13 protein-coding genes are annotated in these 14,549 nt (G+C 37.9%); 7 read left to right on the forward strand and 6 right to left on the reverse strand.

Going from position 1 to position 14,549, the window contains the following annotated elements; translation table 11 throughout:
* The first annotated feature begins 595 nt into the window (after positions 1-595).
* From addB to JOC86_RS14785, 4 genes are all read left to right on the forward strand, one after another.
* Complete coding sequence (addB, locus tag JOC86_RS14770; RefSeq protein WP_205173687.1) at positions 596-4,099, forward strand: helicase-exonuclease AddAB subunit AddB; 3,504 nt, start codon at positions 596-598, stop codon at positions 4,097-4,099.
* Entirely contained in the window at positions 4,068-7,838 is a 3,771-nt protein-coding gene (gene addA / locus JOC86_RS14775; protein WP_205173688.1) for a helicase-exonuclease AddAB subunit AddA, read from the forward strand. The genes addB and addA overlap by 32 nt, the downstream gene beginning before the upstream one ends.
* A gap of 303 nt (positions 7,839-8,141) precedes the next feature.
* Positions 8,142-8,333 carry a hypothetical protein gene (locus JOC86_RS14780; RefSeq protein WP_205173689.1) on the forward strand — a complete coding sequence of 64 codons (192 nt, stop codon included), beginning with the start codon at positions 8,142-8,144 and terminating at the stop codon, positions 8,331-8,333.
* Positions 8,334-8,824: 491 nt separating this feature from the next.
* Positions 8,825-9,364, forward strand: a complete 540-nt coding sequence (locus JOC86_RS14785) for a GNAT family N-acetyltransferase (RefSeq protein WP_205173690.1) — start codon at positions 8,825-8,827, stop codon at positions 9,362-9,364.
* Positions 9,365-9,711: 347 nt separating this feature from the next.
* Here the strand turns inward: JOC86_RS14785 and JOC86_RS14790 are convergent, their stop codons facing one another.
* From JOC86_RS14790 to JOC86_RS14815, 6 genes are all read right to left on the reverse strand, one after another.
* Entirely contained in the window at positions 9,712-9,930 is a 219-nt protein-coding gene (locus JOC86_RS14790; protein WP_205173691.1) for a spore germination protein, read from the reverse strand.
* A 69-nt stretch (positions 9,931-9,999) separates the two neighbouring features.
* Positions 10,000-10,374, reverse strand: coding sequence for a spore germination protein GerPE (locus tag JOC86_RS14795; protein WP_205173692.1), 375 nt, complete (start codon positions 10,372-10,374; stop codon positions 10,000-10,002).
* 4 nt (positions 10,375-10,378) lie between these two features.
* Positions 10,379-10,558, reverse strand: a complete 180-nt coding sequence (locus tag JOC86_RS14800) for a spore gernimation protein GerPD (protein ID WP_205173693.1) — start codon at positions 10,556-10,558, stop codon at positions 10,379-10,381.
* On the reverse strand, positions 10,533-11,159 hold the full coding sequence (gene gerPC / locus JOC86_RS14805) for a spore germination protein GerPC (protein WP_205173694.1): 627 nt from the start codon (positions 11,157-11,159) through the stop codon (positions 10,533-10,535). The genes JOC86_RS14800 and gerPC overlap by 26 nt, the downstream gene beginning before the upstream one ends.
* Before the next feature lie 41 nt (positions 11,160-11,200).
* A complete protein-coding gene (locus JOC86_RS14810) occupies positions 11,201-11,431 on the reverse strand; it encodes a spore germination protein GerPB (RefSeq protein WP_205173695.1) in 231 nt (76 codons plus the stop codon).
* A gap of 10 nt (positions 11,432-11,441) precedes the next feature.
* On the reverse strand, positions 11,442-11,663 hold the full coding sequence (locus JOC86_RS14815) for a spore germination protein (RefSeq protein ID WP_205173696.1): 222 nt from the start codon (positions 11,661-11,663) through the stop codon (positions 11,442-11,444).
* Between the two features lie 135 nt (positions 11,664-11,798).
* Between JOC86_RS14815 and JOC86_RS14820 the strand changes: the two genes are divergently transcribed.
* The 3 genes from JOC86_RS14820 to JOC86_RS14830 all read left to right on the forward strand — a co-directional run bounded on the left by JOC86_RS14820 (position 11,799) and on the right by JOC86_RS14830 (position 14,373).
* Positions 11,799-12,980 carry a DUF418 domain-containing protein gene (locus tag JOC86_RS14820; RefSeq protein ID WP_205173697.1) on the forward strand — a complete coding sequence of 394 codons (1,182 nt, stop codon included), beginning with the start codon at positions 11,799-11,801 and terminating at the stop codon, positions 12,978-12,980.
* A gap of 24 nt (positions 12,981-13,004) precedes the next feature.
* Positions 13,005-13,895 carry a fumarylacetoacetate hydrolase family protein gene (locus tag JOC86_RS14825; protein ID WP_205173698.1) on the forward strand — a complete coding sequence of 297 codons (891 nt, stop codon included), beginning with the start codon at positions 13,005-13,007 and terminating at the stop codon, positions 13,893-13,895.
* A 106-nt stretch (positions 13,896-14,001) separates the two neighbouring features.
* Complete coding sequence (locus JOC86_RS14830; protein WP_205173699.1) at positions 14,002-14,373, forward strand: DUF1516 family protein; 372 nt, start codon at positions 14,002-14,004, stop codon at positions 14,371-14,373.
* The last annotated feature ends 176 nt before the right edge of the window (positions 14,374-14,549 follow it).

The following is a 14,549-nucleotide window of genomic DNA, read 5'->3' on the forward strand; positions in this document are numbered from 1 at the left end:
CCTCGAGACATAAGCCAAGCCACCTAGAAAGGGAAAAAGCACCCTTTCTAGGTGACTCGTCTTATGCTTGTCAGGCCTGTACAAGGCGCTTCCGCTTTTCTGTGTCCAGCTCCAGCGCCTAGGCCCTCGAGACATAAGCCAAGCCACCTAGAAAGGGAAAAGGCACCCTTTCTAGGTGACTCGTCTTATGCTTGTCAGGCCTGTACAAGGCGCTTCCGCTTTTCTAGTGTCCAGCTCCAGCGCCTAGGCCTTCGAGACATAAGCCAAGCCACCTAGAAAGGGAAAAGGCACCCTTTCTAGGTGACTCGTCTTATGCTTGTCGGAGCTGTTCAAGGCGCTTCCGCTTTTCTAGTGTCCAGCTCCAGCGCCTAGCTCCTCGAGACATAAGCCAAGTCACCAAGGAAGGGAAAAGGCGCCCTTCCTTGGTGACTCGTCTTATGCTTGTCGGAGCTGTTCAAGGCGCTTCCGCTTTTCTAATTCCCAGTTATTTTCCCCGACAGATTGAGCGTTGTATATTATAATAGACCTATTCAATTATTTAATAGACTAAATAGATACAATAGATGATAAGAGTTACGAAGAGAGGAGTGAAAGGATGTCTTTAAGATTTATTGAGGGTCGTTCTGGTACTGGTAAAACGAATACAATTTTAAATGAGATCAAAGAAAAGTTACATAGAAATCCTAATGGGCACCCTATTATTTACCTTGTTCCTGACCAAATGACATTCTTATCAGAATACAATATTGCGAATACTCCTAAATTAGGCGGGATGATTCGTGCTCAAGTATATAGTTTTACACGACTCGCTTGGAGAGTGTTACAAGAAACAGGTGGAATGAGTCGTTACCATCTTTCAAATGTCGGGTTAAACATGATGATCCGTAAGATTATGGACGAAAAAAAAGATGAATTGAAATTGTTTACAAGAGCGGCTGATAAGGCTGGATTTATTGAACATGTTGAAAGTATGCTAACGGAGTTTAAACGTTATTGTGTTCATCCCGAGGAATTACACTTCCGGATTGAACAAATGAATGAAAATGAACATGAACATTCGAAAGTTCTTGGGGACAAGCTCCACGATCTTAATCTCCTCTATCAATCTTTTGAGGAGAAACTAGAAGATAAATATATTGATTCCGAGGATTATTTTCAATTATTAGCAGATTCCATTCAACATTCATCATTGCTAGATAATGCGGAAATCTATATTGATGGGTTTCATAGCTTTACACCACAAGAATACATGATAATTGAACAGCTGATGAAGTTTTGTAAGCGTGTTTCTATTGCACTTACAGTCGGATCGAGTGAAGATGCGACCCTGTTTAGAATGACAAATGAAACCTATGAAGCCATGAAGGGAATTGCAGAAAGAGAATCAATAGCCGTTGAAGAACCACTTAAATTAATACAAAATAAGCGCTCAAAGAACGGATCATTAACCTATTTAGAAGAACATTTCGAGAATAGACCTATTGTTCCCTATACAGAGCCATCATCATTAAGAATATGGGAAGCTGCCAATCGAAGAGCCGAGATCGAAGGAGTGGCAAGAGAGATTCGAAAGCTTGCCAGAAAGCAGAACTACCGTTATAAAGATATGTCTGTTCTGGTTAGGAATGGGCAGGACTATCAAGAACTAATTGAAACGATTTTTACAGATTATGAGATTCCGTATTTTATCGATCAGAAGCGTACCATGTTGAATCACCCGCTTATTGAATTGATTCGCTCCACTCTTGAAATTATGAATACAAACTGGCGATATGAGCCAGTTTTTCGGGCGGTCAAGACAGATTTACTGTTTCCTGTCGACCGTAATCCACATAGTTTAAGAGAGAAAATGGACCGTCTTGAAAACTATGTATTGGCATATGGAATTCAAGGAGACAAATGGACAAAAAAGGATCGTTGGGTATATCGACGGTTCCGTGGGTTAGAAGGTGCAGAGGTACCACAGACATCAAGGGAAAAAGAAGTAGAACAAGAGATCAATGAATTAAGAATATTTATATCAGCGCCGATTCTCCGTTTTGCTCGCAGACTTCAAAAAGGAAAAACGGGTCGTGATTATTGTGAAATAGTCTATCTTTATTTAGAAGAATTAGACATACCTGCAAAGCTTGAACGCCTAAGTATGGAAGCTGAAGCACGTGGAAATCTCATCGCAGCAAGGGAGCATGATCAAGCGTGGCAGGCAGTTATGGATTTGTTAGACCAATTTGTTGAAATACTTGGGGAAGATGAAATTTCGGTAAAGAAATTTGCAAGTATCCTTGAGACAGGAATGGAATCGATGAAGTTCTCTCTAGTTCCCCCAGCAGTTGATCAAATCCTGATTGCCAATTTAGAACAGTCAAGGATAGCAGACATTAAAGCGGCATTTGTCGTTGGGATGAATGATGGTGTAATGCCTGCAAAAATTTCCGATGATGGTGTTCTATCAGACGAGGATAGAGAGATCCTTCTAGGGAAAGGAATGAAAATCGCACCAAATAGTAAAACAAAGCTACAGGATGAGGAGTTTGTTGCGTATAAAGCACTCACCACCCCAGAAGAAAGCTTATACATTTCCTACCCTATAGCGAATGAAGAAGGAAAAGCACTATTACCATCACCCTATATCAAACGAATGACTGAAATGTTTCCCGATCGTCCAATTGAGCTACTGGTGAATGATCCTTCTGAATTAACGATAGAAAAGCAATTAGACTATATATGTCATCCAAATGTGACGATTTCCTATTTAACCTCACAGCTTCAATTAAAAAGAAGAGGATATCCAATCTATGATATTTGGTGGGATGTCTATAATCAATATGTAAAGGAGCCAGGTTGGAAAGAAAAAGCGACACATATACTCTCAAGTCTTTTCTATCAAAATAGAGCGAAAAAACTAAAAGAGGAAACGAGTCAAGGCTTATATGGTGACCAAATACTCGCAAGTGTATCCCGTATGGAACTGTTCCATAGCTGTCCGTTTTCTCATTTTGCTCGCCATGGGTTAAAGCTGAGAGAGAGGGAGATGTTTCGTCTTGAAGCACCTGACATCGGTGAGATGTTCCATGCGGCTCTGAAGTGGATATCAGATGAAGTACAGAAGCATGGATTGACATGGGCGCAACTTTCAAAGAAACAGTGTATACAGCTGGCTGAACAGGCTGTAATGATGTTGGCACCCAAATTACAAAATCAAATTTTACTAAGCTCAAATCGGCACCATTACATTAAAAAGAAGCTTGAAAGAATCATTGGAAGAGCTTCACTGATTTTAAGTGCCCATGCCAAAGCAAGTGGATTTTCTCCTGTAGGACTAGAACTTGGATTTGGTCCACAAGCAGAGTTGCCCCCGTTCACATTTACTCTTCGTAACGGGACGAAAATGGAGCTTCAAGGTCGAATCGATCGGGTGGACAAAGCGGAAGATGAGAATGGTGTTTATTTACGAATCGTTGATTATAAATCCAGTGCTAGAGATGTGGATGTAACAGAAGTCTATTATGGACTTGCCCTTCAGATGCTTACGTATTTGGATATCGTATTAACAAACTCAAAAAAACTAATTGGATCGGATGCATTACCAGCGGGTGTTCTTTATTTTCATGTGCATAACCCGATTGTTAACAGTAAAAAAATCCTAACACTTGACGAGATTGAGAATGAAATTTTCAAAAGCTTCAAGATGAAAGGGTTAATTCTCGGAGAATCTGAAGTAGTAAGACTAATGGATAATACTCTTGAATCAGGGACGTCTGATATTATTTCCGCAGGGCTTAAAAAAGACGGATCATTAAGTGCAAGATCGAAAGCAGCAAATCAAAAAGATTTTCAATTAATGCGCCAACATGTTCGTAAACTTTTTGAGCAATCCGGAAACGATATTATTTCAGGAAAAACGGAAATTTCTCCATATAAACATAAGGATAGAACGCCTTGCCAATTTTGTTCTTATCGACCTGTTTGTCAATTTGACTCTTCCTTAGAAGAAAATGACTTTAGAATCATCACATCAGAGAAACAAAGCGAACTGTTCGAAAAAATGAGGAAGGAGGAGGATATGTATGACGGATTCAATGATTCCTGTAAAGCCTGATGATGTTACATGGACCGATGATCAGTGGAAAGCCATTTGGGCAAAGGATCAGGATATTTTAGTAGCAGCTGCAGCTGGGTCTGGGAAGACAGCGGTATTAGTGGAACGGATCATTCAGAAAATCATAACGGTTCATGACCCGATTGACGTTGATGAACTTCTAGTTGCCACTTTTACGAATGCATCTGCTGCTGAAATGAGACATCGTATTGGAACGGCCTTGGAAAAAGCGATTGACCAGAATCCTGATTCGGTCCATTTACGAAAGCAGTTGAGTTTGTTAAACAAGGCGTCGATTTCAACACTTCATTCTTTTTGTTTAGAGGTCATTCGTAAATTTTACTATCTAATTGATATCGATCCTAATTTCAGAATTCTGGATCAAACCGAAGGCGAGTTGTTACGTGACGAAGTATTGGACGAATTATTTGAAGATGAGTATGGCAAGGAAGATAACGAAAGGTTCTACCGTGCTGTTGATACCTTTACGAATGATCGTAGTGATGTCGCACTTCAAGATATGATTCGTAAGCTTTATGACTTTTCAAGGTCTAACCCGATTCCATTCAAGTGGCTTGAGAATCTAGTGGAGATGTATGATGTCGATGTAGATCAGTCCATCGATGATCTCCCGTTTATCGACGCTTTGCAGTTTGATATTAAGTTACAGCTTCAAGGAGCATACGGATTATTTCAAAGAGCATATGAAATGACCAAAATCCCTGGAGGACCTGCACCGCGAGCAGAAAATTTTCTTGATGATATGGAAATGACAACGGCCTTACTAAAAGTACAGGACCACTCATGGGAAAAGTTATATGATCAATTTTCAAATCTCACATTTACGAGATTAAAGAATTGTAAAGGTGACGAGTATCTTCCTGAGCTAATTGAGGAGACGAAAAAACTACGTGAAAAAGGGAAGAAAATGATCGAAAAGCTAAAAGAGGACTTTTTCTCACGTAAGCCAGATACTTATCTTCGAGACATGTATCAAATGAAAGGTACGATTAGTACTTTAGTTGAATTAGTAAAACAATTCAGCTTAAGGTTTGAAGCGGTAAAAAATGAGCGTGGCGTTGTTGACTTTGCTGACTTAGAGCATTATTGTTTAGCGATTTTGACGGATCAGGATTCGAGTGGAGAAAGAATGCCATCTAAAGCTGCTGAACAGTACCGCCGCCAATTTAAAGAGGTACTGGTAGATGAGTATCAAGATACGAACATGGTTCAAGAGTCGATCCTAAAATTGGTGACAAAAGATGATGAAGCCAGTGGGAATATGTTTATGGTGGGCGATGTGAAGCAATCTATCTACCGGTTTCGATTGGCTGAACCGAATTTATTTCTAGGAAAGTACAACCGGTTTTTACCTGAAGAATTCGCTGGAACAGGGTTGAAAATTGACCTCTCTCAAAATTTCCGCAGCCGTAATGAAGTTTTGGAAGGGACTAACTTCTTGTTTAAACAAATTATGGGTGTTGCTGTCGGAGAAATTGAATATGACAGTCAAGCAGAGCTGAAGCTTGGAGCCTCGTACCCGGAAGAGGACTCCTATCCGATTGAAATGGCACTGATTAATCAAACGGAAGAAGAGATGGAAGCAGTAGACCCAGAGGACACAGATGATGAATTTAGTAAAGAAGATCTTGAAAAATCAGTGGTTGAAGCCCGTTATATGGCAACAAAAATAAAGGAATTAATTGAAGAACGAAAACAGATATTCGATCCAAAAACAAAGACGAATCGTTCGATTCAATATCGGGATATTGTCATTCTCTTAAGATCGATGCCATGGGCACCGGAAATCATGGAAGAATTCAAAAATCAAGGGATTCCCATCTATGCCAACCTTTCGAGCGGTTATTTTGAGGCTACAGAGGTAGCGATAATGCTTTCCCTTCTTAAGGTGATTGATAACCCATATCAAGATATTCCACTTGTGTCGGTTTTAAGGTCGCCTATTGTAGGGTTAGATGAAGAGGCACTTGCTCAAATTAAAGTTCATTCAAGAGCACCAACATTTTATGAAGCATGTAAACGATTTTCCAGGCAAACACAAGACATTTCAGCCCAATTAAAGGAAGTTCAAGAAAGAGTGCATGAGTTTTTATTAAACCTTCAAGGCTGGAGGACTTTGGCTCGCCAAGGAGCACTTGCAGAATTGATTTGGCAGCTTTATCGAGATACTCGATTTTATGATTTTATCGGTGGAATGCCTGGAGGAAAACAAAGACAAGCCAATTTAAGAGCATTGTATGACCGGGCTAGGCAATATGAAGAAACATCATTTCGAGGGTTATTCCGTTTTCTCCGGTTCGTTGATCGGATGAGAGAGCGTGGAGAAGACTTAGGAACAGCTCGTGCTTTAAGTGAGCAGGAAGATGTCATCCGAATGATGACTATTCATTCAAGTAAGGGACTTGAGTTTCCGGTAGTGTTTATTGCAGGGCTTTCAAGACAATTTAATTTGATGGATTTGAATCAATCTTATTTGTTAGATAAAGAGTATGGTTTGGCAACGAAATACATGGATCCAGAGAGAAGGATCAGCTATCCATCCCTTCCACAACTCGCTTTTAAAAGGAAGAAAAGAATGGAGACGATTGCGGAAGAAATGCGCGTTTTCTATGTAGCCTTGACTCGGGCAAAGGAAAAGCTATATCTAATTGGTACTGTAAAAGATATTGATAAATCATTAAAAGATTGGCAATCATCTCTATTAAATGAAGACTGGCTACTAGGTGATTATGAACGGGCAGGGGCGGCTTCATATCTCGATTGGATCGGTCCTGCGCTAGTAAGACATGGTGATTGTGCCTATTTACAAGGGGAGAAAAGCTTTGCAACTGATATCCCAGAGGAGATTATTTCGCACCCCTCCTGTTGGAAGGTCAATGTACACCAAAAATCTGAGTTTATTTCAAACGGGCCGACCACAGCTGAAACTGATCATTCTTGGAAAACAGCGATACTTGAGGGGAATGCAGTTGATATAGGTTCTAAAGATTATGAGGAAATAGAGGCAAGGTTAAGCTGGAAATATCCTTACTTAGATTCAACTAAACTTCGTTCAAAACAATCTGTTTCAGAATTAAAAAGAATGTTTGAAGTACGGGATGAAGCGAGCAGTACGGAATTGGTGAGGAAATTCCAAAAGCCTGTATTTAATCGACCACAATTTCTACAGGCAAGCAAAACGTTATCACCTGCCGAAGTTGGAACCAGTATGCACGCAGTCATGCAGCATATTTCATTTGAATCAAAACCAACTCTAGAAGAAATAAAAGAGCTTCTAGTCGAATTACAAAGAAAAGAAATCCTTTCACAAGAACAAATAGAAGTAATTGATATCGGAAAAATTCTTGCCTTTTTTGAAACAGACCTCGGTAATCGCTTGCTGAAAGCAAAACAAATTCAACGTGAAGTTCCATTTAGTATGAGTCTTCCTGTTAGTGAGGTTGATCCATCAACTCATTTAACAGATGAAAGCCTGTTAGTTCAAGGTATCATTGACTTAGTGTTTATGGATGATCAAGGCATGGTCCTGCTAGATTATAAAACCGATGGAATTTACGATCGCTACAAGGGAGGATTCGAAGAGGCACAACCGATTTTAAAGGAACGGTATATTGCTCAAATCGATTTATATACTCGGGCATTACAACAGATTTTAAAAGTAAATGTTAACGAAAGGTATTTGTTTTTCTTCGATGGTTCTCATATTATTGAATGTTAAATAAAAAGGCTGTCCCTAATGCAATGGAGTCAGGAACCATAACTTAATTTATAGAAGAAATTCTTCTGCAAATGAGTAAATAATATGGTTTGAGACTCTTAAGGGGCAGTCTCTTTTCTTTTATAGGAGATTTAATGATGAAACTGTAATAGATAAAAATCAAAATGATGTTGATACAAATAAAGAAATTGCTGGTGGTGAGTTTGCCGAAACGAAACGAACTTAAAGAAAATGAAGTTGATTGGATAAAAGTAAACTTCTATAAGACCTATTTGATTATGTTTCTACCATAAGAAAGAACAAATGTGTGATTTTGCCGATGCTTGTTACTTCTGCGGAAAGAATGTTACAACGAAAGAACACGTCCCTACTCTAACAAAGAAATATGAAACTAAATTGGAACTTATTAAAGATTCAGAAGAACGTGGTTGGGAAAAAGAAATCGCTTGTCATAACCGTATGGCTGAATGTGTAAAAGAGATTTTAGTGATGTGAGGATGAATGTATAATGAATCATAACCCCTATCAAAAAGGCTTAGAAAAGCACAGACAAGCCCAAAAGAAAGTGAAGCCTTTGAATCGCTTAAAAAGGCAAAGAAAGAGGTTCATATCAATGCGGTGGCAAAAAAGGCAGGTTTATCGAATGTGACGGTCTATAAACACAAAGAGTTAGCCGAAGAAATCAAAACTATCGAGATAAACCCTCCGCTCCACGAATAAAGAAATATCTGAACGTTAGAGTGGTTCAATTACAGTTGATTATTCAAGGTTAGAGCAAAAGATCGAGGAACTACAAAAAGGGAATGAGTGGCTTAAAAAAGTGTTGAAGTCCAAAACGGTGAAATAAGAAAGTTGAGAAAGGGAGCTATACAATATAATTAAAGAAAATATCTTATTCAACTAACGAGGCAGTATAATTGAATACAAAAATTTAATAAATGATAGAATGATTATCAGTAGATATTATTTTATAAAGTGGTGAATTCATGAATAGTATAAAAAAATTTAGTGATGTACCTAAAATAGAAACGGAACGTCTCATCCTTAGAAAAATCACATTAGATGATGCAGAGGATATGTTTATATATGCTTCGAATGAAGAAGTAACAAGATATGTAACTTGGATTACTCACTCTTCATTATCAGATACAATTAAATTTATCAATGCATTTTTACCTCAATATGATGCTCCATGGGGGATTGAATTTAAAGAAAATGGTAGGTTTATTGGAACCGTTCACTTTGTTTGGTGGCAACCAGAACATAACAGTGCTGAAATTGGATATGTTCTATCTAAAGAATATTGGGGAAAAGGGTTAATTACCGAGGCAGCAAGGGCAATCATCACTTTTGGTTTCGAAAGTATGGACTTAATTCGTATTCAGGCGAGGTGCTTTTTAGAAAACAAGGGTTCAGAGCGTGTTATGGAAAAGTTAGGTATGTCCTTTGAAGGTATAAGTAGAAAAGTAATGTATGTTAAAGGGGAGCATAAAGACTTAAAGGTATACTCAATATTAAAGTTTTAGATGTAAATGATTATTGTGGTAAAGGGTGGCTTTAGTTGAAGAGTGTATCTAAATTTATATGTAAAGGATAATAAAGTCCTGTTGATTATTATCCTTTATTCATTTATTTAAGGATTTTACATATATAAATCGGGTTATTAACGTAAGTATAAATCTAAAGAACGAAGCGATAAGACTTCTAACTGTAGGAACTACAGGGATAGCCGAAAAAAATAACCGGCGTTTACGCTAGTGTTCCTAGGAATCTCCCACTTCAATCAGACCGTAAGTTTTATAAGTGGGGTAGTTCAAAGCTTGCATTATAAAATATAGGAAATGCGTAAGGGCTGACCCTTAGGCCAACCCTTTTAATTATTTCCAACTATAGGTTGATCAACAACATTACAATCAAAAGTTGTGTTGGCACTAAAAACATTATACGTAACCTGGAACGGACCCGTGTTAAAACCACCTGATCCTCCTGTTGTTTTTTGACTCGATTTAGGAGAGATAAAGGCAGTATCACCAAATTGTACTGTTCCGCCTCCAACATTTAATATCTGTACAGGACCTACAATCGCTGGCATGGTTAACATCCTTTATCATTAGGTTAATGTCTCATATACAATACACTATGTTTAGACACTCTTTCTTGTTCAAGAATTTTCACCATTCTGCAGATGTCGGATATTTTTAACCCTTGCTTCGGAATAGGCATCACAGGTTTGACCAATTTGGACAACTGAGGCCGAGGATACCCCTGTTATGTCTATACAATTAACAACAATATTGGGGCGTTCATTGATCTTCTGTATGGCTACATCAAAGACTAATGGAGGAAGTGGGATCGGCTCTGTGAAAATTGGATCATTAAAATTTCCTTCACTTCCGTAAAACAATTCTTGTTCTCTCTGAACTGCATACACCTTCGAACTTGACCGGATATTATTAGAGTCTCCAATCTCTAAAACAGATGAAAAACTTAGTGTATCCAAAATAATCCTATTAACGACTGAATAACGATGAAGCATCTCATTACCCCTTTGGAGTTAATGGGACAAGTGGTCCGATGATGAGAGACTCAGCAGGGGTATCGAATGTTGAAGCATTTTGAATAATATTGGCGTCTCCTACAAGGACTAAAGAGGCACTTGCCACTCCGCCGATTTTCATATTTCCAACACATAAATCACGGTTGATCACTTGAAGGTTCATTGGAATTCGTTCCTTTCATATTTTCTGGCATTTGAGACATAAAGGTGAAAATCGCTTTATGGATATCGCTCTTTACTTTTTCAAAGATATTTTCTTCCCACGAACTTCCGTCTTGCCTATTTTCCACCTTTGGAATGGTTTGAAGATAAAAGTCGATTCGGCTAGGAATTTGATTTGTGATATCTTTTTTAATCAATTCATAGTAAGAGGGATCTAGACTACTATTTAAATGATTCTCATTATCCTGTATAATCGTCATCAATTCCTGATCAATATAGTTTTCTACATGTTGAACTAAGCCATTCCGAGTTTCTTTATCTATTTCAACAGGTGCTTTCATACTTCCTGTGTTAACAGCAAAATCTTCAATATCTCCTAAATCATTTGGATTTAATCCGATATTCAATGTTCCCTCTAATGTTTCGACCTTAAGCTGGTCAAACTTATATTCAATATTTTCTACATTGATAGATGGTCTATCTTTAAGACTCTTCAATTCTTTTTGAAGGCTCACAATCGTTTCTTCTAGTTTTGTTATTCGTTGATTTAATGAAGTGATATATTGGTACATCTGCTGATAAGACGAATAATAGTTGTTCATTCTTCCACCTCACTTAAAGTGTCCCAAAAGGGATACTGTCCTTAACCAGGTGTAGGGGATTGTAATGGGACAAGGGGTTGCACATCAGGAGCCTGAACATCTTCGCCATTCTTCTTTGCTTCCGGAGCAGGCGCCTCAAATCCTCCAGTATTATATAAATAAGCAGCAGACTGAATCTTACCTGAGGTTCCAATTTGAAGAACGGAGGAATTGGACATTCCTTCGATCTTTATCATATGAATGTGAATGGATTGTTGCACAAATAGTTTCATAGCATCACGCTCACAAGTTTAAGTAGATAGGTTGATCACTGACATCGTCATCAATCGTATACGTCACAGAATTTTCATTGTAAACAGATATTCCGTCCCCTGTTACAAATGAGCCTGCACCAGCGAAGGTTTTAGCTGTTGAAACAGGATTAATTTGAAAGACATCACCAATATGAACGACACCACTCGAACCTACACTAATAACTTGAACGGCTCCAACAAAAGCAGGCATTACCGTTCACACCTTTACTACAAAATGAGATACCACATCATATGCTTTATATAATGAATTGTGATAATCGCCTAATTTGGAAAAAGAAGATACAATAGAATAAAAAGAATTTAGGGTGGAGGTATTTAATCAACTATGCAAAGTTTTACAGCGATACAAAAACAGGAAAGAATTCACTCGCTAGATGCAATAAGAGGATTTTCACTCCTAGGTATCTTTATTATTAACATGATTTCCTTTCATTCGCCGTTTTTGTATATTGACCCTTACACATGGTGGAAAAATCCTGCCGATCAGATGGTCTACCCTTGGATTGATATTTTGGTTCAAGCAAGCTTCTATCCATTATTTGCTATGATGTTTGGGTATGGTCTAGGAATTCAACAAGAACGAGCCCAATTAAAAGGAACATCTTTTTATCCATTTGCTATTAGAAGGTTAATGATTTTACTCTTTATTGGGTGTATCCATGCTTTCTTGGTTTGGTCTGGGGATATCCTCATTAATTATGCTTTATTCGGTTTTCTGCTGTTACTATTTATGAGATTATCAGGTAAAGTTCTCATTTGGATTGGAGTCCTTTTATTTGCCATTCCTCAAGCATTCTTAAGCATCTTGTTAATTTTAGTATCATTTGTAGATCAATCAGGAGTCGTTTACTATGCTGATATACAAGGAATCGAAAGTTCCATAAATGCCTATAGAGATGGAGGATTTAGTGAAATATTCAAACAGCGTTTTGATGATTGGTTTGCTGTAAATGGTCCTGCAAATATCTTTTTCCTACTCCTATCGATTTTACCAATGATGTTAATTGGTGCTGGCGCTAGTAAAATACATGCCCTTGAAAAAGTAAGGGAAAACAGAGGGAAATGGATGCTACTCTTAACTCTTACGTTAATAACTGGAATTGTTATTAAATCCCTACCGTATTTATTCCAGCAAAATTTAGCCTATTCTTATGTTCAAGATGCATTAGGTGGTCCGTTCTTATCAGTATCATATGCCGCATTTATTGCATTATTAATGTTAAATCGCAAACTTAATAAAATTCTTAAACCGTTAGCGACAGCTGGAAAAATGTCCCTGACAAATTACTTAACACAATCTATAGTAGGTACTCTAATCTTTTACTCATATGGTTTAGGTTTATACGGGGGTGTAACACTCCTTACAGGTACATGGTTAGCGATAGGGATCTTTTGCATCCAAGTCATTCTTTCCGAGATTTGGCTTTCAAAATTTCGTTATGGCCCAGCAGAGAAGTTGTGGAGGATACTATCATACAAGGGGAAAGTTAAAGAAGAGGCAAAGTAAAAAATAAAGAAAGGGAGAAATGATATGAAACTTGCAGCCTTTCAAATGAATGACAAAGAATATTATGGTGTAGTAGAAGAATCAGAGGAAGTAGTTTGGAATGTTAGAGAAATGGGAGAAAACCTCCCCGATACTTTACTTAGAGGCATCCAGGAAGGCGCTTCTTTTATTCAGAGAATAGTAGAAAGTATGGGGCATAAAAGTTCATACCCTAAAGAGCCTCCTTATTGTTTCCCTATTAAAGAAGTAAAGTGGAAAGCACCTATTTCAGTACCAACCAAAAACATCATGTGTGTAGGGAAAAATTATCGTGATCATGCAATTGAAATGGGAAGTGAAGCAGATATTCCCCAGGATGTGATGGTATTTACAAAAGCTCCGACCAGTGTCATCGGGCATATGGAAGATGTTTTAAGTCATCATGGAGTAACAGAAGAATTAGACTATGAAGGGGAACTAGCGCTGATCATTGGAAAGGCTGGGAAAGGGATTGATGAGAAGGACGCATTGGATTTCATTTTCGGCTATACGATTATCAACGATATTACGGCAAGAGATTTACAAAAAAAGCACAAACAATTCTTTATAGGAAAAAGCTTAGATACGACCTGCCCAATGGGACCCTGGATTGTCACCTCAGATGAGATTCCACAGCCCAATAACCTTACCATCATGACGAAAATTAATGGAGAAATACGGCAACATTCAAATACAAAACATTTTATATTCCCGATCGAGCGAATCATCTCAGAATTATCGAAAGGAATGACATTACAGCCCGGTGATATCATTGCTACAGGAACACCTGCTGGAGTGGGAAAAGGTTTTAACCCGCCTAAGTTCTTAAAAAGCGGGGATATGATGGAAATATCCATCGAAGGTATCGGAGTATTAAAAAATAATATTACACCCTAATGTGACAAATCTAAGAACATGATAGATTAGATTTTAATACTAGGAATTAATTATGGTATTATGAAGGTTGGAAAGATCAAATTGGATATAAAAGGAGGAAATCACAGTGTTTGATACAACACATGCTCATATTACGACATGGGCGATTGCTCTTATACTCTTTTTTGTTGCATTAGGATTACATAATAGTGGAAAAGAAAAGGCTAGAAAAATCGTTCACATGACCCTTCGCTTATTTTACTTGCTCATTATTTTAACGGGTGCTTTATTGTTCTGGAAACACCAAGGAATTAATCCAGCACTCTACGGTATTAAAGCGTTGGCAGGAATTTGGATTATCGCCATGTTTGAAATGATTTTAGTAAGAACTTCAAAAGGGGAAAAAACAGGGGCATTTTGGGTACAATTTATTATTGCCCTACTTGTTTTGCTTTACCTTGGTTTAAGACTACCATTAGGATTTCATCCTTTTGCATAACCTATCAAGAAAGCTGACTCTAACCATCATTTGTTGGTTGGGGTCAGCTTTTTATTGGATAAGAATATATAAAAATTTGGAGTGTTTATGGATAAAAAGGTTTGTTATTGGCAAGCGTAAGCGCCTAGGCCTTCGAGTCATAAGTCAAGTCACCCATAAATGGAAAAATCACCCTT

It is taken from the genome of Rossellomorea pakistanensis, from assembly GCF_016908495.1.
Lineage (GTDB): Bacteria > Bacillota > Bacilli > Bacillales > Bacillaceae_B > Rossellomorea > Rossellomorea pakistanensis.